This is a genomic window from Agromyces sp. NPDC055658, from assembly GCF_053618155.1.
Genome location: NZ_JBSHHD010000034.1, coordinates 1 through 22,476, shown reverse-complemented (window position 1 = coordinate 22,476; position 22,476 = coordinate 1). Strand labels below are relative to the sequence as shown.

General features: G+C 71.4%; 19 protein-coding genes. 15 read left to right on the top strand and 4 right to left on the bottom strand.

Going from position 1 to position 22,476, the window contains the following annotated elements; translation table 11 throughout:
* Positions 1 to 22 precede the first annotated feature (22 nt).
* Positions 23 to 781: an SDR family NAD(P)-dependent oxidoreductase gene (locus ACWGPE_RS15105; RefSeq protein WP_452049009.1), complete on the top strand. Its 759-nt coding sequence runs from the start codon at positions 23 to 25 to the stop codon at positions 779 to 781.
* A 111-nt stretch (positions 782 to 892) separates the two neighbouring features.
* On the opposite strand, the gene ACWGPE_RS15100 is transcribed toward ACWGPE_RS15105, so the two are convergent.
* The 4 genes from ACWGPE_RS15100 to ACWGPE_RS15085 all read right to left on the bottom strand — a co-directional run bounded on the left by ACWGPE_RS15100 (position 893) and on the right by ACWGPE_RS15085 (position 5,100).
* Positions 893 to 1,276: a RidA family protein gene (locus ACWGPE_RS15100; protein ID WP_231431735.1), complete on the bottom strand. Its 384-nt coding sequence runs from the start codon at positions 1,274 to 1,276 to the stop codon at positions 893 to 895.
* A 71-nt stretch (positions 1,277 to 1,347) separates the two neighbouring features.
* A complete protein-coding gene (locus ACWGPE_RS15095) occupies positions 1,348 to 2,079 on the bottom strand; it encodes an IclR family transcriptional regulator (protein ID WP_452049008.1) in 732 nt (243 codons plus the stop codon).
* A 1-nt stretch (position 2,080) separates the two neighbouring features.
* Positions 2,081 to 3,796, bottom strand: coding sequence for an N-acyl-D-amino-acid deacylase family protein (locus tag ACWGPE_RS15090; RefSeq protein ID WP_452049007.1), 1,716 nt, complete (start codon positions 3,794 to 3,796; stop codon positions 2,081 to 2,083).
* 11 nt (positions 3,797 to 3,807) lie between these two features.
* Positions 3,808 to 5,100 (bottom strand): alanine racemase, encoded by a 1,293-nt coding sequence (locus ACWGPE_RS15085; RefSeq protein ID WP_452049006.1) that lies wholly within the window; start codon positions 5,098 to 5,100, stop codon positions 3,808 to 3,810.
* A gap of 75 nt (positions 5,101 to 5,175) precedes the next feature.
* Between ACWGPE_RS15085 and ACWGPE_RS15080 the strand changes: the two genes are divergently transcribed.
* From ACWGPE_RS15080 to ACWGPE_RS15015, 14 genes are all read left to right on the top strand, one after another.
* Positions 5,176 to 6,093 (top strand): sugar kinase, encoded by a 918-nt coding sequence (locus ACWGPE_RS15080; RefSeq protein WP_452049005.1) that lies wholly within the window; start codon positions 5,176 to 5,178, stop codon positions 6,091 to 6,093.
* Positions 6,094 to 6,116: 23 nt separating this feature from the next.
* Positions 6,117 to 6,731 (top strand): bifunctional 4-hydroxy-2-oxoglutarate aldolase/2-dehydro-3-deoxy-phosphogluconate aldolase, encoded by a 615-nt coding sequence (locus ACWGPE_RS15075; RefSeq protein WP_275506498.1) that lies wholly within the window; start codon positions 6,117 to 6,119, stop codon positions 6,729 to 6,731.
* A gap of 276 nt (positions 6,732 to 7,007) precedes the next feature.
* Positions 7,008 to 8,669, top strand: coding sequence for an ABC transporter substrate-binding protein (locus ACWGPE_RS15070; protein WP_452049004.1), 1,662 nt, complete (start codon positions 7,008 to 7,010; stop codon positions 8,667 to 8,669).
* A gap of 52 nt (positions 8,670 to 8,721) precedes the next feature.
* Positions 8,722 to 9,726, top strand: a complete 1,005-nt coding sequence (locus tag ACWGPE_RS15065) for an ABC transporter permease (protein WP_231431728.1) — start codon at positions 8,722 to 8,724, stop codon at positions 9,724 to 9,726.
* Positions 9,719 to 10,816, top strand: coding sequence for an ABC transporter permease (locus ACWGPE_RS15060; RefSeq protein WP_452049003.1), 1,098 nt, complete (start codon positions 9,719 to 9,721; stop codon positions 10,814 to 10,816). The genes ACWGPE_RS15065 and ACWGPE_RS15060 overlap by 8 nt, the downstream gene beginning before the upstream one ends.
* Entirely contained in the window at positions 10,813 to 11,760 is a 948-nt protein-coding gene (locus ACWGPE_RS15055) for an ABC transporter ATP-binding protein (RefSeq protein ID WP_275506501.1), read from the top strand. Before ACWGPE_RS15060 ends, ACWGPE_RS15055 begins: the two co-directional genes overlap by 4 nt.
* Entirely contained in the window at positions 11,757 to 12,620 is an 864-nt protein-coding gene (locus ACWGPE_RS15050; RefSeq protein ID WP_231431725.1) for an ABC transporter ATP-binding protein, read from the top strand. Before ACWGPE_RS15055 ends, ACWGPE_RS15050 begins: the two co-directional genes overlap by 4 nt.
* A gap of 70 nt (positions 12,621 to 12,690) precedes the next feature.
* Positions 12,691 to 13,845 carry an ROK family transcriptional regulator gene (locus ACWGPE_RS15045; protein ID WP_275506502.1) on the top strand — a complete coding sequence of 385 codons (1,155 nt, stop codon included), beginning with the start codon at positions 12,691 to 12,693 and terminating at the stop codon, positions 13,843 to 13,845.
* 109 nt (positions 13,846 to 13,954) lie between these two features.
* Complete coding sequence (locus ACWGPE_RS15040) at positions 13,955 to 15,211, top strand: 6-phospho-beta-glucosidase (RefSeq protein ID WP_275506503.1); 1,257 nt, start codon at positions 13,955 to 13,957, stop codon at positions 15,209 to 15,211.
* Positions 15,208 to 16,215, top strand: coding sequence for an N-acetylglucosamine kinase (locus tag ACWGPE_RS15035; protein WP_452049002.1), 1,008 nt, complete (start codon positions 15,208 to 15,210; stop codon positions 16,213 to 16,215). Before ACWGPE_RS15040 ends, ACWGPE_RS15035 begins: the two co-directional genes overlap by 4 nt.
* A 31-nt stretch (positions 16,216 to 16,246) precedes the next feature.
* A complete protein-coding gene (locus tag ACWGPE_RS15030; protein ID WP_231431721.1) occupies positions 16,247 to 16,687 on the top strand; it encodes a VOC family protein in 441 nt (146 codons plus the stop codon).
* A gap of 61 nt (positions 16,688 to 16,748) precedes the next feature.
* Positions 16,749 to 18,227 (top strand): malate:quinone oxidoreductase, encoded by a 1,479-nt coding sequence (locus ACWGPE_RS15025; protein WP_452049001.1) that lies wholly within the window; start codon positions 16,749 to 16,751, stop codon positions 18,225 to 18,227.
* A 265-nt stretch (positions 18,228 to 18,492) separates the two neighbouring features.
* Positions 18,493 to 20,250, top strand: a complete 1,758-nt coding sequence (locus tag ACWGPE_RS15020) for an ABC-F family ATP-binding cassette domain-containing protein (RefSeq protein ID WP_452049000.1) — start codon at positions 18,493 to 18,495, stop codon at positions 20,248 to 20,250.
* Positions 20,251 to 20,427: 177 nt separating this feature from the next.
* Positions 20,428 to 22,476: intein-containing Rv2578c family radical SAM protein (locus ACWGPE_RS15015; protein WP_452048999.1), on the top strand; the 2,049-nt coding region annotated here is incomplete at its 3' end.

Genomic DNA, 22,476 nt, shown 5'->3' with positions numbered 1-22,476 from the left:
CCCCGAACCGAAGGAGAAGGCCATGCGCCTCGAGAACAAGCAGGCCATCGTCACGGGCGGCGCGGGCGGCATCGGCCGCGCCACCTCGATCGCCCTCGCAGCCGAGGGTGCGAAGGTCGCCGTCGTCGACCTGAACGCCGACGCGGCGGCCGCGGTCGCCGACGAGATCCGGGCGGCCGGCGGCACGGCCATCGCGATCGCCGCGGATGTCGCGAGCGAGTCCGACATCGAACGCGTCGTGCAGACCGTGGTCGACGAGTTCGGCGGCGTGAACGTCGTCTTCAACAACGCGGGCATCATCCGTCGCACGACCGCGGTCGAGACGACCGTCGAGGAGTGGGACCGCGTCTTCGGCGTGAACGTGCGCTCGATCTTCCTCATGTGCAAGCACGTCGTGCCGGTCATGGCGGCCGCGGGCGGCGGCTCGATCGTCAACACGGGTTCGGGCTGGGGCCTCAAGGGCGGTGGGCAGGCGATCTCGTACTGCGCCTCGAAGGGCGCCGTCGTCAACATGACCCGCGCGCTCGCCATCGACCACGGTCCGCAGGGCATCCGGGTGAACTCGGTCAACCCGGGCGACGTGAACACGGGCATGCTGCGCGACGAGGCCCGACAGCTCGGCCAGGCCGAAGCCGGATTCCTCGCCGAGGCCGCCGACCGGCCGCTGCGCCGCATGGGCGAGCCGCACGAGATCGCGGCGGCGGTCGTCTGGCTCGCGAGCGACGAGTCGAGCTACGTCACCGGTTCGGCGCTCGTCGTCGACGGCGGCGGCATCGCGTAGGCGGAGGTCGGTCGAGGAGCACCGACGGAGGCGACGCGTATCGAGACCGCGCGCAACGGGCGCGTGGTCTCGATACGGCGCTTCGCGCCGACTCGACCGACCAGGCAGGGATCAGTCGTGCGGGATGGCGGCGACGACGTCGATCTCGACGAGGATGTTCGCGAGGCGCGAGCCGACCGTCGTGCGCACGGGGTAGGGCTCGGTGAAGAACTCGGCGTAGGCCTCGTTGTACTCGGCGAAGTCGGCGAGGTCCTCGAGGTGCGCGGTCACCTTCACGACGTCGTCGTGCGTGAGGCCGTACTCGGCGAGCACGGCGCCGATGTTGCGCAGCACCTGGCGGGTCTGCTCTTTCACGCCGCCCTCGACGACGAGGCCCGTCGCCGGGTCCTGCGGGCCGAAGCCCGCCGTGTACAGGAATCCGTTCGCGACGACGCCGTGGCTGTAGGGCCCGGCGGGCTTCGGCGCGTTCGAGAGGGTGACGGCGGTCTTGGACATGGTTCCTCCTGTGTGGTCGTGGTGCGTCGGTGGTCGTCGGGGATGCCTCGGCGTGAGACCCGAGGCATCCGTCAGCCGAGATCGCGGGCGATGAGCTCGGCGGTCTCGCGCATGGCGGGCAGGTCGGCCTTCAGCCGGTCGAGGTCGGCGACCATGCGGATCGCCGTGATCGAGAGTGCGCCGACGATGCCCATGGAACTGCGGATGGGCACGGCGATGCAGTTCACGAATGCCTCGAACTCGCGGTCGTCGGTCGCGTAGCCGCGGGCCGAGACGATGGCGAGCTCGCGGTCGAGTCGCTCGCGCGAGTCGATGGTCAGGTCGGTGTAGCGCTGCCACACGACGCCGTCGAGCACGGCGTCGCGCCCCGCACGGTCGAGGTCGGCGAGGATCGCCTTTCCGACGGCGGAGCAGTAGGGGATCACGGCCCGGCCGATTCGCGAGTACATGCGCACGCCCGACTCGTCCTCGGCCTTGTCGACGTAGACGATCGAGCGGTCCATGAGCGCAGCGAGGTGCACGGTGTTGCCGGTGCGCCGCTGCAGGCGGCGTACGTGCTCGGAGCCGGCCTCGCGCAGGTCGAGCGAGTCGAGGGCCTGCTTCGAGAGGGTGGCGAGGTGCGTGCCGAGCGTGTAGCGGCCCGAGCCTCGCCTGCGCACCCAGCCGACCTGCTCGAGGGCCTGCAGCTCGCGGAACATGGTCGAGCGGTGGAGTCCGAACTCCTCGGCGAGCTCGGCGACCGTGCGCGGGCCGGCCGCGATGGCGTCGATGATGCGCGCCGCGCGCGTCACGCTCTGCGACATGTCAGGCCTCCAGCGGTTCGGTCGGTCGAGCGGCGCCCGACGAAGGGCGCGCATCGGGACCACGGCCTCGATCGGCTCGCAGCCCCGTGCCCGGCGTGGCGCCCGTGAGCACCCCGTCGGCGAGCACGGGCACGCCCGCGACGAACACGTCGTCGATGCCGTCGGCGAACTCCAGCGGCGCGGCGTAGCTCGCGCCCGCGCCCGCCCGGTCGGGGTCGACGAGCGCGAGATCGGCGATCGCGCCCTCGCGGACGACGCCCCGGTCGCCGAGCCCGAAGCGGCGCACCGCTCGCGTCGAGACGAGGGCCGAGGTATCCGCCCAGCCCAGCGCGCCCTGTTCACGGACCAGCAGCGCGAGGTACCGTGCGAACGAGCCGCGCGCCCGCGGATGCGGGTGCCGGCCGAGGAAGATGCCGTCGGATCCGCCGATCGCTCCGGGCAGCGAGAGGATCTCGGCGAGCTCGGCATCGCTGCGCTCGTGCTGCACCGCCATGACGACGTTGACCTCGAGCCGGGCGGCGACGAGCACGTCGAGCGCGAAGTCGATCGGGTCGCGCTCCGTGCGGGCCGCTCCCTCGGCGAGGGTGAGACCGTGCGCCCAGTCGAACTCGGGTGCGGCGATGTGCGCGAGCGTCAGCATGCCCGGCCAATCGGGCCCGAGGCTCGCATACCCCGCGATCGTCGGGAACCAGTCGAGCCGCAGCCGCTCCCGCTCGACCGGATCGGCGAGGACCTGCAGCACCTCGTCGGCGGATCGAACGGTGAGCTCGGCGGGCAGGATCGGCATGGCGAGGATCGAGCAGCCCCGCGTGTACGGGTAGGCGTCGAAGCTCGCGCGGTCGCCCGCCGACGCGAGCCGGCTGAGCTCGTGCCGCACGATCGCAGGCTCGGCGTGGAAGTGCGAGACATGCACCCGCACGCCGCTCGCCGCCGCGATCGCCGCGATCTCGTCGATGCCCGCGGCCGAGTTCGCCTCGTACCCGCCGCGCATGTGCGACACGTACACGCCGCCCGCGTCGGCGACGGGGCGGCAGAGCTCGGCGAGCTCGGCGGCGTCGGCGAAGAGACCCGGCACGTAGTCGAGTCCGGTCGAGAGGCCCACGGCGCCGTCGGCCAGGCCGGATGCCACGAGCGCGCGCATCTCGGCGAGCTCGGAACTGCTCGGTGCCGCGGTGGAGCGGCCCATGACCGCGGAACGCACCGTACCGGCGGGCACGAGGGTCGCGACGTTGAGCGGGGTCGTCCCCTCGTAGGTCGCGAGCAGGTCGGCGACGCCGCCGCCCGCGTAGTGCGGGTGCCGCCCGTTGATCGCCGCGAAGTACTCGGTGCCGTACGCGCCGTCGCCTGGGGCGAAGCCGACGCCGTCCTGCCCGCCGATCACGGTGGTGACACCCTGCCGCAGCAGCGCCAGCTGCACGTCGGGATCGAAGACCGCCCCGTCGGCATGCGAGTGCGCGTCGACGAATCCCGGCATGAGCAGGCGTCCGCCGGCGTCGATCGACTTCGTCGGTCGCGGGGATCCCGGCGAAGGCGGACGTGGATCGAGACCACCCGCCCACGCGGCATCCGTGGTCCCGAGACGGCGCTGCGCGCCTGCTCGACCGGCGGATGCCGGCGCGATCCGCGCGATCCGCCCGCCCGCGAGCAGCACGTCGTGCAGCCCCCCTCGTTCACCCGTCTCGTCGACGACGCGCGCATTCCTGATCAGGACGGTCATGGCGACGATCCTCAGAAGTACGTGCGCACGAGGTCGACGACGAGGTCGCTGCCCGAATGCTCGACGACGGGGATCCACCGCCACTTGTCGAACGCCGTGCACGGGTGCGACAGCCCGAGCGCGACGACGTCGCCGATCGCGACGGGCAGCGTGCCGCCCGCCTCGGCGCGCAGGTACGCGTGCTGGTCGTTGACCGCCGTGACGGATGCCTCGCCGAGGGGTCGCAGGTCGGCGCCGGGCGCCCCGGCGACGCCGAGCGGCATCGGCAGCCCCTCGTCGTACGGCAGGTCGCGCTTGCCGCCGTCGAGCAGCGCCAGCCCCGGCTCGGGGTGCGAGACGACGCGGGCGTGGCCGCGCATGGCCGCGACGAGTTCGGCGTCGATCGGCGAGATGCCGCGGTAGAAGCCGTCGTCGTGCACGAGCGAGGCGCCCGAGCGCAGCACCCAGCGAGTCGTGTGCACGTCGTGGTCGGCCTCGATGCCGGGTGCGAACACGTCGGCGACGAGGTCGAGGTAGGCGCTGCCGCCGGCGGTGACGACGAGGGGCCCGTCGGCGGGGTCGGCGAGGTCGCGCACCGCGTCGTGGAGCTCGAGCAGGTCGGCCAGGTAGTCGCGCACGGCGGCGATGGCGACCGAGGAGCGATCGTGCCCGAGGCTGCCCTCGTAGCCCGCGACGCCGGCGAGCCGCAGCACGGGGGAGTCGGCGATGCGGCGGGCGATGTCGATCGCCTCGTCGAGGCCGCGCGCGCCCGTGCGCCCGCCGCCCGCGCCGAGCTCGACGAGCACCGCGAGCGGGCGAGCGGGAGCGACGGATGCCGCGGCGAGTCCGCGCTCCATGGTCTCGACGGTCTCGATCGAGTCGGCCCACGACCAGAACTCGAAGTGGGCGTCGTCGTCCTGCTCGGCGGCGATCCACGCGAGGGCGTCTGGCGCCACGAGGGCGTTCGCGAGCATGAGCGACCGGACGCCGAACGCGCGGGCGGTGCGCACCTGGCCGGGGGTGGCGAGCGTGAGCCCGTTCGCCCCGGCGTCGAGCTGCAGCCGCCACAGCGCCGGTGCCATCGTGGTCTTGCCGTGCGGCATGAGCTCGAGCCCCCGCTCGTCGCACCAGCGCTGGATCGTCGCGGCATTGTGTTCGAGCGCCGCCCGGTCGAGCGCGAGCAGTGGCGTCCAGAACTCCGCGAGCCGCGGCGCGGTGGCGAGGAACTCGCGCACGGTGAGTCCGGCGGCACGGGCGGGCAGCCCCTTGTCGCCCGCCTCGAGGCGGAGATCGGTGGTCTCGGAGAGCGGGGTGAGGCGCGACATCCGGAGCTCACTTTCATTTGTTGCGTATGCTGCAACGCGTTTGCGCAGCAGTTGCACACCCGTCAGCATAGACCCGTGACCGACGCTCTGCTGCCCGAGATCATCGCCATCGGCGAGACCATGGCGCTCGTGACGCCCGCGCTCGCCGAGCCGCTCGAGCGCGCCGTCGACTTCCACCTCGACGCGGGGGGAGCGGAGTCGAACGTCGCCTCCCACCTCGCCGCGCTCCGCCGTAGGGCCGCGTGGGCGGGCCGGGTCGGCGACGACGCGCTCGGACGACGGCTCGTGGCGCAGCTCGCGAGCCGCGGCGTCGACACCCGTTTCGTCGAGCGAGATCCCGACGCGCCGACCGGGCTCTACGTCAAGGACCCGGGCAACGGGGTGCAGTACTTCCGCGTGGGCTCGGCGGCGTCGCGCATGTCGCCGGCGTTCGCCGAGCGACTGCCCCTCGAGGGGGCGCGCGTCGTGCACCTCAGCGGCATCACGGCCGCGCTGTCGAGCTCGTGCGACGCGATGCTCGACGCGATGATCGAGCGCGTCGCCGCGACTCCCGCGCTGCTCAGCTTCGATGTGAACCACCGCGCGGCACTCTGGCGAAGCGCGGAGGCCGCCGCCGCGCGACTGCGCGCGCTCGCCGCCGCCGCCGATCTCGCCTTCGTCGGGCTCGACGAAGCAGCGCGACTGTGGGGCACGACGACGGCATCCGACGTGCGCGCGTTCCTGCCACAGCCCGCCCGACTCGTCGTGAAGGACGGCGATGTCGGCGCGACCGAGTTCGCGCGGGGCGTCGACGGCATCGACGCGGTCGAGCACGTCGCCGCGCACTCGGTCGACGTGGTCGAGGCCGTCGGCGCCGGCGACGCGTTCGCCGCGGGCTACCTCGCCGCGCTCCTCGACGACCGCGACGCCGCCGGGCGCCTGCGCGCCGGACACGACCGAGCCGTGCTCGTGCTCGGCGAGACGAGCGACTTCCCCCGCGACCCCCGCCGCTGAACCCACCGAGAGGCCCGACCCCCATGACGACGATCGACAACACCGCCTTCGACACGCTGCTCGCCGGGCGACCCCTGATGGCGATCTTCCGCGGTCTCGGCGCCCGGCGCAGCCTCGAGCTCGCACGGCAGGCGTGGTCGCTCGGCATCGACGTCGTGGAGCTGCCGATCCAGTCCGAGGCCGATCTCGAGGCACTGGCCGCGGTCGCCGAGGCCGGTCGCGCCGAGGGGCGCGTCGTCGGCGCGGGCACCGTCGTCGCCGTGCGGCACGTGGAGCAGGCCGCCGCGGCCGGAGCGGCGTTCACCGTGAGCCCCGGTCTCGACGAGCGGGTCGTGCGCGCGTCGTTCGAGGCCGGGTTGCCGCCCCTCCCCGGCGTCGCCACGGCGACGGAGGTGCAGCAGGCGATGGCCCTCGGCCTCACCTGGCTGAAGGCCTTCCCGGCCTCGCTCCTCGGCCCCGCCTGGTTCGGCGCCATGTCCGGTCCGTTCCCCGCGGCGCGCTTCGTCGCCACGGGCGGCATGGATGCCTCGAACGCGGGTGTCTTCCTGGCGAGGGGTGTGCGAACGGTGGCCGTCGGGTCGGCGCTCGAAGACCCCGAGCAGCTGCCGGCGCTCGCCGCGTTGCTCGCCGAGCACTGATCCGGGCTCCTCGGGCTCCACGGCCCCTCGTCGGCGACGCCACACCGGCCGACTTCTCCGCGCCACGCGGGCCGAGGTCGCCCGTCGGCGCGCTCGAGGAGCGGCGCGGGCTCGTGTTCGGGTGTCCTCGAGGCATCCTGAATTAATTGGATGAATTGTTTCCGGTTAGATTCTTTTCTGTTAGGGTCGCTTCCAGTAGCGCCCTGCGCACCAGGCTCCTGCAGGCGGCGTCACTGCTCTTCCCACGCAACGAAGCACGAGAGGACTGTCGGAACGATGAATCGAACCAAGCGCTCCATCACGGTGGCATTCGCCGCCGGAGCGGCCGCTATCGCCCTCGGGATGTCCGGGTGCTCGCCCTCGACCGGATCCGACGGCGACGCCGCGGTCCTCCGCGTCTGGGCCGGCAGCGCCACCCCGATCAACAACAACTTCAACCCGTTCGCCGTCGACACGGCCGTGCACGCCACCTTCGGCGCCATCTACGAGCCGCTGTTCTTCTTCAACCAGCTGTCCGCCGACCCGCCCGTCGGGCTCATCGGCGACAGCTACGAGTACAGCGAGGACGGCAAGACCCTCACCGTCACCATCAAGCCCGACCTGAAGTGGAGCGACGGCGAGGACCTGACGGCGGAGGACGTCGCCTTCACGTTCGGCTACGGCTCGAACAAGACCGAGCAGTTCGTCTCGGCCGAGGCGACCGACGACACGACCGTCGTGCTCACCTACACGGAGCCGCAGTTCACCAGCGCCTCGCTGACGCTCGGCTCGACCTACATCATCCCGAAGCACATCTGGGAGGACATCGACGACTTCATGGCCGAGACCAACCCAGAACCGGTCGGCTCGGGCCCGTACGTGCTCAAGGACTTCTCGGAGGCCGCGTACACGGTCGAGGCGAACGACCTCTTCCGCGACGGCGCGCCCGCCGTCGAACAGGTGCAGTACCTCGGCCTCGACTCGAACCAGTCATCGCAGGACCTCTTGACCACCGGCAAGATCGACTGGGTCGGCCAGTTCATCGCGAACCCCGACGCCGTCACCGGCAAGGGCGACATCTCGACGCTCAACCTGCAGCAGGACCCGACGACGATCACCACCTGCGCGAACGCCGACCTCGGCTGCACCGGCCCCCAGACCGACCCCGCGGTGCGCCAGGCCATCAACCTCGCGATCGATCGGGCGACCATCCGCGAGAAGGCCTTCGCGGGCCTCGCGGGCGAGTCGTCGCCGTCGTTCACGCTGCAGCCCCGCGACGAGCAGTGGCTCGCCGACCCCGCGCTCGCCACGAGCCCGCAGGAGGCCGACCCCGCCGCGGCGGCCGAGGTCCTCGAGGCGGCCGGATACACCAAGGGCGACGACGGGTTCTACGGCAAGGACGGCACGGCGATCGAGATCGACCTGTTCTCGCCCGACGGATGGACCGACTACAACGATGCGGCGAAGCTCATCTCCGAGCAGGCCGCCGAAGCCGGCATCCGCATCAACGCACGCACCGTCTCCGACGCCGAGTACTGGACCCCGATCCAGAACGGCGACTTCCAGATGGCGCTCTTCGGCCTCACCCAGAGCCTCGTGGCCGACCCGTACTCGAACTACCACGAGTACTTCGCCGGCTCGTCGACCGCGAAGGTCGGCGAGGGCCCGCTCGACGGGCAGAACTACTCGCGCTACGCGAACCCCGTCGTCGACGAGGCCGTGCTCGCGGCCGGCGCCACGCAGGACGTGGCGACCAAGCAGGCGGCCTACGGCACGATCCAGGCCGAGATCGCCCGAGACCTGCCGTACATCCCGGTGGTGCTCAACGCCTCGCAGTCGTTCTTCAACACCGAGAAGTTCACCGGCTGGCCGAGCGAGAGCGACCTGTACGCCGCTCCGCTGCCCTACCTCGCGGTCGCGAACGCGATGGTGCTCACGCACCTGAAGCCCGCCGAGTAGGCGCCGACGGTCCCATGGAACGAACCTTCCCCGCATCGAGGACGGCGGCAGCATGAGCTTCTACCTTCGGCGGGTCGCCTTCTACCTGGTGACCTTCTGGGCGGCGATCTCGCTCAACTTCCTGCTGCCGCGGCTGCTGCCGGGCGATCCGGCCGCGATCATGCTCGGCAAGCTGCGCCGAGCCAGCGGCGGGCGACCGCTCTCGGAGGAGACCGTGCAGGCGATCACGTCGATCCTCGGTGCGGGCAGGGACATGTCGCTGTGGGACCAGTACGTGGCGTACTGGGGCCGGCTGCTGCAGGGCGACCTCGGGGTCTCCTCGACGCGGTATCCGGCCCCCGTCGCCGACCTGATCTCGGCGGCGCTGCCGTGGACGATCTTCCTGGTCGGGACCGCGACCGTCATCTCGTTCCTGCTCGGCATCATCGTGGGCGCCTGGGTGGGATGGCGGCGCGGCACGAGGCTCGACCACCTCGTGCCGATCACCACCGTGTTCCAGTCGATCCCGTACTTCTGGCTCGCGCTCGTGCTCGTCGCGGTGTTCGCGGTGCAGCTCGGGTGGTTCCCGATCGTCGGCGGCTACGACGTGTTCGAGTTCCCGGCGGGGCCGGAGTGGAGCTGGGCGTTCCTCGGCAGCGCGATCTACCACGCGATCCTCCCGGCGACGACGATCGTGCTCTCCTCGGTCGGCGGCTGGCTGCTCGGCATGCGCAACATGATGGTCTCGACGATGTCGGAGGACTACGTGGTGACGGCCGAGGCGAAGGGACTCACCTCGCGGCGGACGCTCACGCGGTACGCCGCCCGCAACGCCGCCATCCCGAGCCTCGCGGGCTTCGGCATCGCGCTCGGCTTCGTCGTCGCCGGATCGATCGTGATGGAGCAGGTGTTCAGCTATCCGGGCCTCGGCAAACTCATGATCCAGGCCGTGCAGGGTCTCGACTACGCGCTCATGCAGGGCGTGTTCCTCGTGATCACCCTCACGGTGCTGGTGGCGAACTTCATCATGGACCTCATCTACGGCTTCATCGACCCGAGAGTGCGACACAATGGATGACTCCCAGCCGACGCTCGATCGCGCGCCAGACGACTCGGGCTACGCGATGGGCGACGACGCCCCGTTCCAGGCCCCGGTCTCCGCGGAGGCGGTGCGCGAATCCGCGCGCGAGGCGAGTGCGACCGCGGCGTTCGCCGTCGCGCAGGCCGGCCGTGGCGGGCGGTTCCGCCACATCCTGCCGAGTCGCTCGGGCAAGCTCATCACCGGCCTCGTGATCGTCGGCCTGATCACGCTGCTCGGCATCTTCGGCCCCATGATCGCGCAGCCGCCGCGCGACTCCGACAACGACGCCCTGCTGCCGCCGTCGGCGGAGCACTGGCTCGGCACGACGAAGCTCGGCTACGACGTCTTCTCGCAGCTCGCGTGGGGCACTCGCGGCTCGTTGTTCATCGGGCTCGTCGCGGGGGTGGTCGCCCTCGTGCTCGCGATCGTCTTCGGCGTGTTCGCCGGCTACTTCGGCGGCGTCGCCGACGAGGTGCTGACGCTCTTCACCAACATCGTGCTCGTGATCCCGGGGCTTCCCGTGGTCATGGTGATCGCCGCGTACGTGCAGACGGCGGAGGGGCTCGGTCCGCTCGCGCGGAGTTCGCTGCTCGTCGCGCTCGTCCTCGGCATCACCGGCTGGGCGGGGTCGGCCGTCGTGCTTCGAGCGCAGGCCCGTTCGCTGCGCACGCGCGAGTACGTCGCCGCCGCACGGGTCGCCGGCGAGAGGCCCGCCCGCATCATCTTCGTCGAGATCCTCCCGAACCTCGTGCCGCTGCTCGCGGCCCAGTTCATCTTCGGCGTGATCTTCGCGGTGCTCGGCGAGGCCGGCCTCTCGTACCTCGGGCTCGGGCCGACCGGGTCGATCACCCTCGGCACGATGCTCAACGACGCCCAGACCGGGCAGGCCGTCGGCACCGGCGCCTGGTGGTGGTTCGTGCCGCCCGGCCTCATCATCGCCGCACTCGGTGCTGGGCTGTCGCTCATCAACTTCGCGATCGACGAGGTCGTGAACCCGAAGCTCAGGCTCGCACCCGAGAACGCCAAGCGCCAGCGACAGGCTGCGAAGGCCGGTAAGGGCGTCGCCGACACGGGAGCGTTCGCATGAGCCGCGCCGGCCGTGCGAACGGCATCGACCGCACCGGCATCCCCGTCGAGGCCGGCGTCACCGGAATCGACCCCTCCCGACGCGGCGAGCCCGTGCTGACCGCCCGGGACGTGTCGATCGAGTACGAGGTGGAGCCGCCCGTGAAGGCGGTGCGCGGCGCGTCGATCACCCTGCATCGCGGCGAGATCCTCGGACTCGCGGGGGAGTCGGGTTGCGGCAAGACGACGCTCGCCTACGGGCTGAACCGCCTGCTCAAGGCGCCCGCCCTCATGACGGGCGGCGAGGTGGTCTTCCACGACGCCTCGGGGCGCGACATCGACGTCGTCGGGCTCGACGGCGAGGCGCTCCGCACCTTCCGGTGGAGCAAGGTGTCGATGGTGTTCCAGGGGTCGATGAACTCGCTGAACCCGGTCATGAGCGTGCGGAAGCAGCTGCACGACGTGTTCACGACGCACCGGCCCGGCATGCGGCGCGCCGAGCGCGAGGCGAGGAGCGCCGAGCTGCTGAGTCTCGTGGGCGTCGACCCGGCACGGCTGTCGAGCTTCCCGCACGAGCTCTCGGGCGGCATGCGGCAGCGCGTGATGATCGCGATGGCCCTCGCCCTCGACCCGCAGGTCATGATCATGGACGAGCCGACGACCGCGCTCGACGTGGTGGTGCAGCGGGGGATCATCCGCGAGATCATGCGGCTGCGCGAGCGGTTGGGGTTCGCCGTCGTCTTCATCACGCACGACCTGCCGCTGCTGATCGAGATCAGCGACCGCATCGCGATCATGCTCGAGGGGCGGATCGTCGAGCAGGGCACGGCGGAGGAGATCTACCGCACCCCATCGCACGAGTACACGAAGCGCCTGCTCTCGAGCTTCCCGAGCCTGCGGGGGGATCGCGGCGACTTCATCAGGACCGGCGTCGGGTCGGGCGCCGTCGAGGGAGGTGCCGCATGAGCGCGCACGGCACGGCGACGAGCGGCACGAGCGCGACTTCGGCGAGCCTCGAGGCCCGCAATCTCGTGAAGGACTTCCGCCTGCGCAGCGGGGTGAAGTCGCGCATCCTGCACGCCGTCAGGGACGTCTCGTTCACCCTCGAACCCGGCCGCACGATCGCCCTCGTGGGCGAGAGCGGCTCGGGCAAGTCGACGATCGCCCGCATGATGGCGAAGCTCGAGGCCCCGAGCTCGGGCGAGATCCTGCTCGACGGGGCGCCGAGCGCGACGGGCGGCTCGCGGCTCGCGAGCTACCGGCGCGACGTGCAGATGGTCTTCCAGGATCCGTTCGGGTCGCTGAACCCGTTCCATCCGATCCGGCACCACCTCGAGCGGCCCCTGCGGATCCACCATCCGAGGCTCTCGTCGAAGGAGATCGGTGCGCGCGTCGACGAGCTGCTGGAACGGGTGCGGCTGTCGCCCGCGTCGACCTTCGCGGATCGGCGGCCGCACGAGCTGTCGGGCGGCCAGCGGCAGCGCGTGGCGATCGCCAGGGCGCTCGCTCCGGGCGCGAGGTTCATCATCGCCGACGAACCGGTGTCGATGCTCGACGTGTCGATCAGGCTCGGGGTGCTGAACCTGCTCGCCGAACTCCAGCGGCAGGAGCAGCTCGGCGTGCTCTACATCACGCACGACCTGGCGACCGCGCGGCACTTCTCCGACGAGATCCTGGTCATGTACCGCGGCGAGATCGTCGAGCGCGGTCCGAGCGAGCGGGTGATCCTCGATCCGCAGCACGAGTACACGAAGACGCTGCTCGAGGCGGCGGCCGACCCCGATCGCCTCGGGCGGCTTCGTGACGAAGTGCGGAACGGCGGTTGAATGTCAATTCAGTAAAGAACGTTTTTAGATAGAGTTGCGACAGTGCGATCCGCACCAGGGGAGGGACGGCATGAACCAGATCGATCCGGGCACGCCCACGTGGCTCGCCGCGCGCAACGACCGCACGGCGTTCCGGCTCCTCCTCGAGCACGGTCCGCTCACCCGCTCGAAGCTCGGTGCACTGTCGGGGCTGTCCAAGCCGACGGCCACGCAGATGATCACCCGGCTCGAGCGGGTCGGCCTCATCCACCCGGTGGGCGAGGTCTCGGGGGGCCGCGGTCCGAACGCCGTCAGCTACGGCGTGCGGGTCGATCGCATCACGGGCGTCGCGATCTCGATCGTGGCCGGCGCCATCCAGGCGGTCGTCGTCGACGCGATCGACGGCGATCACCCGATCGTCGAGATCGAGGCGGCATCCTCGGGGCGAACCCCAGAGGGCGACGTCCGCGCGGCGGTGGCGGCGGCCTGCGAAGCCGCGGGCCTCGATCGTTCGTCGGTCAGCCGCGTCGTCATCGGCGTGCAGGCCGCGTTCTCCGTCGACGGAGACGAGCTCTCGCTCACCGACACGCTCCCGGGCTGGCCGGCGGTCGGCGCCCGCGAACGGATCGAGGCCGCCCTCGGGCTCGCCGCGACGATCGACAACGACGTGAACCTGGCGGCCATGGCCGAGCGCGCGGTCGGCGCCGCGCAGGACGCCGCGAGCTTCGCCCTGTTCTGGATCGGCGACGGACTGGGGGTGGGCGTCGACCTCGGGGGCGTCGTGCATCGCGGCGCGTCGGGCAGCGCGGGCGAGATCGGCTACCTCGGCGTGCCGAGGGCCGCGGCCGAGCTCGCCCCCGAGGCGAACGACCTCACCGACCTGCTGGGCGGGCCGGCGGTGGCCAGGCTCCTCGGCGCCGCCGGGAGGCCGCTCGCCACTGCGCTGCCGCGGCTCGCGGAAGACGATGTCGCGCTCGCCTCGCTCGCCGATCGGGTGGCGCTCGCCGTGCATCCGCTGCTCGCGATCCTCGACCCGGCGATGATCGTGCTCGGCGGTCCGACCGGCACGGCCGGCGGGGCCCGGCTCGCCGCGCTCGTCGCCGAACGGATCGACCCGGCCGACCATCCGAGGGTCGTGGTGCGCACGAGCGGCACCGGCGTGCAGCCGGTCCTGCTCGGCGCCCGGCAGCAGCTCGTCGAACAGATCAGGGACCAGCTCGAGGCCGATATCTCGCTCGCGGGCTGACGCGCCCGCACCTCACACCACCGACACGGATGCCGCGAGGCATCCGGCGGTCGACCACACCGGCGCGCAGCACCTGCGCGCCAGCCTGCTTCCAGCGGAATGAGGAGACATGAAACTCGCCATCGTCGGCGGTGGATCCACCTACACCCCCGAGCTCATCGACGGCTTCGCCCGGCTGCGCGAGACGCTGCCGCTCGAGGAGATCCGGCTCGTCGACCCCGACGAGCACCGTCTCGCCCTCGTCGCCGGGATGTCGCGGCGCATGCTCGCCCACGCCGGTCACCCCGCGCGCGTGATCGGCACGACCGATCTCGTCGCGGGCGTCGCCGACGCCGACGCGGTGCTCGTCCAGCTGCGGGTCGGCGGGCAGCACGCGCGCCACGCCGACGAGACCTGGCCGCACGAGGTCGGCTGCATCGGTCAGGAGACCACCGGGCCCGGCGGCCTCGCGAAGGCGCTGCGCACGGTCCCCGTGGTGCTGCGCATCGCCGAGGCCGTGCGCCGGCACGCGAAGCCCGACGCCTGGATCGTCGACTTCACGAACCCGGTCGGCATCGTGACCCGCGCCTTGCTCGAGGCCGGGCACCGTGCGGTCGGCCTCTGCAACGTCGCGATCGGGTTCCAGCGTCGCTACGCGTCGTTCTACGGCGTCGAGCACGACCGCGTGCACCTCGGCCACGTCGGGCTCAACCACCTCACCTGGGAGCGCAGCGTCACGATCGACGGGCGCGACCGGCTTCCCGACCTCCTCGCCGACCGGCTCGGCGACCTGGCCGACGAGGTGCACCTCGCACCCGAGCTGCTCGCACAGCTCGGCGTCGTGCCCTCGTACTACCTGCGGTACTACTACGCCCACGACGAGGTGCTGCGCGAGCAGCTCGCCGAGCCGACGCGGGCCGAGGCGGTGCAGGCGATCGAGCGCGAGCTGCTCGAGCTCTACGCCGACGAGTCGCAGCACGAGAAGCCCGCCGCGCTCGAGGGTCGCGGCGGGGCGTACTACTCGGAGGCCGCGATCGAGCTGCTCGCCGCGATGCGCGACGGCGCGAGCCGGTCGCGGGTGGTGAACCTCCGGAACGACGGCGTGCTGCCCTTCCTGCCCGACGATCACGTGATCGAGGTGCCGGCCGTGTTCCGCGACGGGGGATTCGTCGCGGAACCGGTCGCGCCGCTGCCCGACGACATCTCGGGCCTCGTCTCGGCGGTCGCGGGCTACGAGCGGCTCGCGCTCGACGCGGCCGTGCACGGCGGACGCGACCGCGTCCTGCGCGCGATGCGGGCGCACCCGCTCGTGCTGCAGCACGAGCGGGCCGAACGGCTCACCGACCTGCTCATGGCCGAGAACGCCCGCTTCCTGGAGTGGGCATGACCGGCCGGGGCGGCGTGCCGCTCGTCGTCGCGGTCGACGGCGGCGGCTCCAAGACCGATGCCGTCTCGCTCGAGCTCGACGGCACGCTCGTCGAGCATCGTCGCGGTCCGGGCTCGAGCCCCCACTTCGACGGGCTCGACGCCTCGGCCGCGGTGGTCGACGAGCTCGTGCGGGCGGTCGCGGGCCGTCGCCCGGTCGTCCACGCGGGGCTCTACCTCTCGGGGCTCGACCTGCCCATCGAGATCGAGCGGTACGAGGCGGCCATCGGCCGGTGCGACTGGGCTGCGGCCTCGGTGACGGTCGACAACGACCTGTACGCGCTGCTGCGCGCCGGCACCGACGAACCCGACGCCGTCGCGATCGTGTGCGGCACGGGCGTGAACGCGATCGGACTCCGCGCCGACCGCGCCGAGGTGCGCTTCCCGTCGCTCGGGTCGCTCTCGGGCGACTGGGGCGGCGGTTCCGGCCTGGGCGAGGCGGCGCTCTGGCACGCCGCCCGCGCGGTCGACGGGCGCGGCCCGTCGACGGCGCTGGTCGGCGAGATCGAGCGGCGCCTCGGCGTCGGCTCGGTCGGTGAGCTGATCGAGGGCCTGCACTTCGGCGAACGGGATGCCTCGGAGCTGATCTCGCTCGCCCCCGCGGTGTTCGAGGCGGCCCGGGCCGGAGACGCCGTCGCGATCGGTCTCGTCGACCGGCAGGCGACGGAGCTCGCGGACTTCGCGCGGGCCTGCCTCACGAGGCTCGAGCTGCTCGACCGCGAGATCCCGGTCGTGCTGGGCGGCGGCATCGCGCGATCGCGCGACGAACGCCTGCTCCGAGGCATCCGCTCGGAACTCGCGGCGGCCGCGCCGCTCGCGCGCCTGAGCGTCGTCGACGATGCCCCCATCGTCGGGGCGGCACTGCTCGCGCTGGAGGCCGCCGGCGGCGACGGCGCCGCGCTCGTGCGTGCACGAGCGGCCGTGTCGGCGGTCACGGCGGCCGAGCCGGCGCTGCTCGACGCGTGACGTCGTCGATGCCGGGGCGTACGCTCGGCCCATGAGCATCCCGCAGCGATTCTCGCTCGTCACGCTCGGCGTCGCCGACGTCGAGGCGGCGACCGCCTTCTACCACCGGCTCGGCTGGCACGAGGCCCGGTCCTCGGTGCCCGGCGAGATCACCTTCTTCGCGACCCCGGGCGGGGTCGTCGCCCTCTGGGAGACCGCCGAGCTCGCGAAGGACGCGGCGCTGGGCACGTTCCACGCGAACGCGCCCGGTTTCCGCGCCGTCGCACTCGCGATCAACCTGGGCTCGCGCGACGAGGTCGACGAGGCGATCGGCGACTGGGTGCTCGCCGGCGGCTCGATCTCGAAGGCCGCGGCCGCGACCGAGTGGGGCGGGTACAGCGGGTACGTCGCCGACCCCGACGGCAACCTGTGGGAGCTGGCGCACAACCCGGGCTGGCCGCTCGACGAGCGAGGGCTGCCCCAGCTCGGCTGAGATCCGGGGCGAAGAGTACCCCGGTCAAGGGCACCCTCCCCGCCCATCTAGACTGGAATCCGTGAATTCAGAGGAAACCGTCGACGTCGTGCTGATCGGCGGGGGCATCATGAGCGCGACGCTCGGCTCCCTGATCTCCCAGTTGCAGCCCGATTGGACGATCCGCCTCTACGAGCGACTCGGCGAGGTCGCGCAGGAGTCCTCCAACGCGTGGAACAACGCGGGCACCGGCCACGCCGCCCTGTGCGAGCTCAACTACATGCCCGAGAACCCCGACGGCACGGTGAGCGCGGCGAAGGCCGTCTCCATCAACGAGCAGTTCCAGATCAGCCGCCAGTACTGGGCGTACCTCGTCGCCCAGGGTGCGCTGCCCGAGCCGCACAACTTCATCAACTCGACGCCGCACATGACCTTCGTGCGCGGCAAGGCGAACATCGAGTACCTGCGCAAGCGCGTCGCCGCGCTCAAGGACGAGCCGCTGTTCCCCGACCTCGAGTACACGGAAGACCTCGAGCGCATCGCCGAGTGGACGCCGCTGCTCGCGAAGAAGCGCAATCCGAAGGCGCGCGTCGCCGCGACGCGCATCGAGGCGGGCACCGACGTCGACTTCGGCGCCCTCACCAAGTACCTCATGCACGACATGGCCGCGCGCGGCGCGTCGATCCAGACGAACCACCAGGTCACCTGGCTCAAGCGCAAGAAAGACGGAACCTGGAAGCTGCGGCTGCGCCACACCGTGGGCAACACCCCGAAGACGGTGCGCGCGCGCTTCGTGTTCGTGGGCGCCGGCGGTGGTGCGCTCGCCCTGCTGCAGCACTCGGGCATCCCCGAGATCAAGGGCTTCGGCGGTTTCCCGATCTCGGGCCAGTTCCTCCGCACCACCGACCCGAAGATCGTCGCCCAGCATCAGGCGAAGGTCTACGGCAAGGCCGCCGTCGGCGCTCCGCCGATGTCGGTGCCGCACCTCGACACCCGCGTCGTCGACGGCGAGACCGCCCTGCTGTTCGGCCCGTACGCCGGCTTCACGCCCAAGTTCCTGAAGACGAGCACCTGGTTCGACCTGCCGTTCTCGATCCGCCTGCACAACATCTGGCCGATGATCCAGGTCGGCCTCAAGAACTTCGATCTCGTGAAGTACCTCGTCGGCGAGCTCATGGCCAACCGCGAGAAGAAGATGAAGGCGCTGCGCGAGTTCATGCCGACGGCGAAGACCGGCGACTGGGAGCTCATCACCGCCGGCCAACGCGTGCAGGTCATGAAGAAGGACGGCGCGAAGGGCGGCGTGCTGCAGTTCGGCACCGAGGTCATCACGGGCGCCGACGGCACGATCGCGGGCCTGCTCGGCGCATCGCCGGGCGCCTCGACGGCCGCGCCCATCATGCTCGACGTGCTGGGTCGCTGCTTCCCCGACCGCATGGCTGATTGGGAGCCGAAGCTGCGCGAGATGATCCCGAGCTACGGCATGCGCCTGTCCGACGACCCGGCCGCGGCCGAGGCGTCGCTGAAGGCCACCGCCGACGTCCTGGGGCTCACCGCCTGACTCGACGGGCGCTTGCGCCGTCGTGCGACCGTCTGCTACGGTCGATCCCGCTATGAAGTGAGTACAGCCCACCGTCCCGCGCCTGAGGCGCCGTAGACATCGGGTGTGCTCACGGGGGTTGACGAACGCCCACTGATCGCGACGGCGCTCTGCGCACCCATCTCGGCAATGCCCGGCGGGAACTCTCCTGCCTCCGAACGGTCGTCGCGCACGCAACCGCGATAACCGGCGACCGTTCGGAGGCCTTCCGCGAACGGCGGTCTCCATGCCGGTACAACTCTCCTTTTCCAACCATCTCCGGGCCGACGGACTGTCGGTCTCCTTCCCCGATCGGCGCATCTTCGGCGATCTCGGCTTCACCGTCGCGCCGGGCCAGCGCGTCGGCCTCATCGGCGAGAACGGGGCGGGCAAGTCCACGCTGCTCCGGCTCCTCGCGGGCGACCACGACGGGGATGCCTCGCCGTCGGGCCTGCCCGACGAGGCATCCGTCTCCGGTCGCCTGACCCGGCCGCGCCGCACCGCGCTGCTCGAACAGGAAGTGCCGTTCTCGCCCGACGCGCGAGTCGGCCTCGTGCTCGAGTCGGCGCTCGCCGAGGTCCGGGCCATCGAGCGCGAGCTCGACGCCGCCGCCGTCGCACTCGGCGGCGCGGACGCCGAGGCCGCCTCCTCCCGGTACGCGGCGGCACTCGACGCCGCCGAGCGTGCGGAGGTCTGGACGGCCGAGACGCGCCGCGACGAACTGCTCGAGGGGCTCGGCGTCGCCGGCCTCGGCCTCGACCGCCGCATCGACGAGCTCTCGGGCGGCCAACGCTCGCGGTTCGCGCTCGCCGCGCTGCTGCTCTCGGCGCCCGAGGCGCTGCTGCTCGACGAGCCGACGAACCACCTCGACGACGCCGCCGCCGACTTCCTCGAGTCGCGGCTCCGAGCCTGGCGAGGACCCGTGCTCTTCGCGAGCCACGACCGGGCGTTCCTCGACCGGGCGGCGACCGGGCTCATCGACCTCGACCCGGGGCGGCAGGGCGCGCTCGCCGCGTCAGCCGCGGCCGGTCGCGGCGCGAGCAGCAGCGAGGTGCTGAGCGCCTCGGGCGGCACGGTGTTCGGCGGCGGATTCAGCGAGTTCCTCGCGGTGAAGGCCGACGAGCGGGCCCGCTGGCAGCGCCAGTACGAGGACGAGCAGGAGGAGCTGAAGCGCCTGCGCGCGGCAGTCGCCGACACGGCGCGGAACGTCGCGTACGGCCGAGCGGCGACCGACAACGACAAGTTCATCCGCCACTTCAAGGGTGAGAACGTCGCGCGCACGGTCGCGCGTCGCGTGCGCAACGCGGAGCAGCGACTCGAGACGCTCGAGCGCGAGCAGGTGCGCAAACCCCCGTCGCCGCTCGAGTTCGCCGGGATCCCCGCGGGTTCGCACGCGCTCGAGGAGGCCGCCGGCCTGCTCGTGCAGGTCGCCGACCTCGAGGTCGAGGGGCGACTGCGCCTCGACGAGCTGCAGCTCGCACCGCTCACGAGGCTCCTCGTCACGGGTGCGAACGGCGCGGGCAAGTCGACGCTGCTGGGCGTGCTCGCGGGCGGGCTCGCGCCCGATCGCGGTACCGTGCACCGGCGCAAGGGGCTGCGGGTGCAGCTGCTCGAGCAGGACGTGCGCTTCGCCGACCCGTCGGCGACGCCGCGCGCGCTCTATGAACGGGTGCTCGGCGAACGCCGCGCCGGCCAGGTGCCGCTCTCGAGTCTCGGGCTCATCGCGCCGCGTGATCTCGAGCGGCCGCTCGGCACGCTGTCGGTCGGGCAGCAGCGGCGGCTCGCCCTCGCGCTCGTGATCGCGCGGCCGCCGCACGTGTTCCTGCTCGACGAGCCGACCAACCACCTGTCTCTCGCACTCGCGACCGACCTCGAGGAGGCCCTCGGCGGCTACCCCGGCGCCGTCGTCATCGCGAGCCACGATCGCTGGCTCCGCCGGCGCTGGGCGGGGGAGCGGCTCGAGCTGCACGCGGGCGCCGCCGTTCCGGCCGCGGTGGGGAACTGAGCGAGCGGATGCCTCGGGGCCGGGCCCGAGGCATCCATCCGCACCGTCCGATGCAGGCGACCTCGCTCGGAATCGCATTCGACTCTCGCCCGAATTTGGACGAGACTCGAATGAGGAATGCGGACGCCGTGCCGGGTGTCGCTTGCGCCGAACTCGAATACATGTTCGAATGTACGAATGAGATGGAGCGGGCAGGAACTCGGCGTCGACCAGGTCGATGCGCTGCCCGGCCTCGCCCGGCTCAACAATCTCGTGCGCTCGGTGCAGACGCCCGAGTTCGCGGGCATCACGTTCCACGAGGTGCTCGCGAAGTCGGCGCTCAACCGGGTGCCGGGCCCGTCGATGATGCCGTTCGGCTGGACCATCAACCCGTATCGGGGCTGCAGTCACGCGTGCGTGTACTGCCTGGAGCCCTCGACGGCCATCATGATGGCCGACGGTCGAACCAAGGCGCTCTCCGACGTCGAGGTCGGTGACGAGGTCATGGGCACACGGCAGATCGGTCGGTACCGGAAGTACGTGGAAACGATCGTGCTGGCCAAATGGGCGACTCGTAAGGCCGCGTACCGCATTCGCCTGGCCGACGGTACTGTTCTCGTCGCGAGCGGCGACCACCGATTCCTCACGGAGCGCGGATGGAAGTACGTCACCGGAGCGATGGCAGGCGGGCCGGGTCGACCGTATCTCACCGTCGACGACCGCCTCATCGGATTCGGCGCAATGTCTGGGAGACCGGTTCCATCGACCGCGTCCGACGATTATCGCCGTGGATATCTGACGGGCATGATTCGCGGCGACGGCATGATGCTTCGACGGATCCACCCGCGTGCGACAGGTGGGGCGTTGGTCGCCCACCGCGTTCGTCTGGCGCTCGCTGACGACGAGGCGCTGTCGCGCTCGCGCCGATTCCTTGAACACTTCGGGGTGATGACGTCGCAATTCCGGTTCACTCCCGCCACGGCCACCCGCCGAGAGATGGCGGCGATCCGAACTTCGAAGTCCAGGGATTTCGACGCCGTCGGCTCCATCATCGAGTGGCCGCAGGATCCGGCCGAGGCGTGGCGTGCAGGGTATCTCGCCGGCATCTTCGACGCCGAAGGCTCGTGTGCTCGGGGCGTGCTGCGCATCAGCAATTCAGACGATGTCGTCCTCACCGCAGTCGAGCGCTCGCTGTCGCATTTCGACATTCCGTACGTCCGTGAGCCCGCCCGCGCGAACGGGGTGTCGAGCGTTCGGGTGCGCGGCGGACTCCGCGCACGGAACGACTTCTTCTCGATCAGCCGGCCTGCGATCAAGCGGAAGCTTGCGCTCGCCGGCACCACGGTCAAGACAATGGCCGACCTCCGCGTGGTGTCGGTCGAACCGCTCGGTACGCAACTCGAGATGCTCGACATCACGACGTCGACCGGAGACTTCATCGCGAACGGGGTGGTGAGCCACAATTGCTTCGCTCGCCCGACCCACAGCTACCTCGACCTCGATGCCGGTGATGACTTCGATCGGCAGATCATCGTGAAGGTCAACGTCGCCGAGGTGCTCCGGCGCGAACTCGCCCGGCCGTCGTGGCGGCACGAGTCCGTCGCATTGGGTACGAACACCGACCCGTACCAGCGGGCCGAGGGGCGCTACGAGCTCATGCCGGGCATCGTCGACGAGCTCACGGCGAGCGGCACGCCGTTCAGCGTCCTCACGAAGGGCACCCTGCTGCGCCGCGACCTGCCGAAGCTCGCCGCCGCCGCCGAGCACGTGCCGGTCGACCTCGCGATGTCGATCGCGATCTACGACCCCGAGCTGCAGCAGTCGATCGAGCCGGGCACGCCGTCGACCAGGGCGCGACTCGCGACCGTCACGGCGGTACGTGAGGCGGGGCTCGACTGCGCCGTCTTCCTCATGCCGATCCTGCCCTACCTCACCGACACCCGCGCCCACCTCGACGAGGCACTCCGTCAGGCCAAGGCAGCCGGCGCGTCGAGCGTCCTGTACACGGCGCTGCACCTGCGCGGAGCCGTGAAGCCCTGGTTCATGCAGTGGCTCGAGCGCGCCCACCCCGAGCTCGTGCCGAAGTACCGGTCGATGTACTACGGCACCAACGCCTACGCGCCGAAGGAGTACCGCCGCTGGCTCGGTGAGCGCATGCAGCCGCTCATCCGCGCACACGGCCTCGCCCGCGGAACGGAGGATCCGGTCACGGGCGGGGTGCGTTCGTCGGCGGGGCGGGGCGGCAAG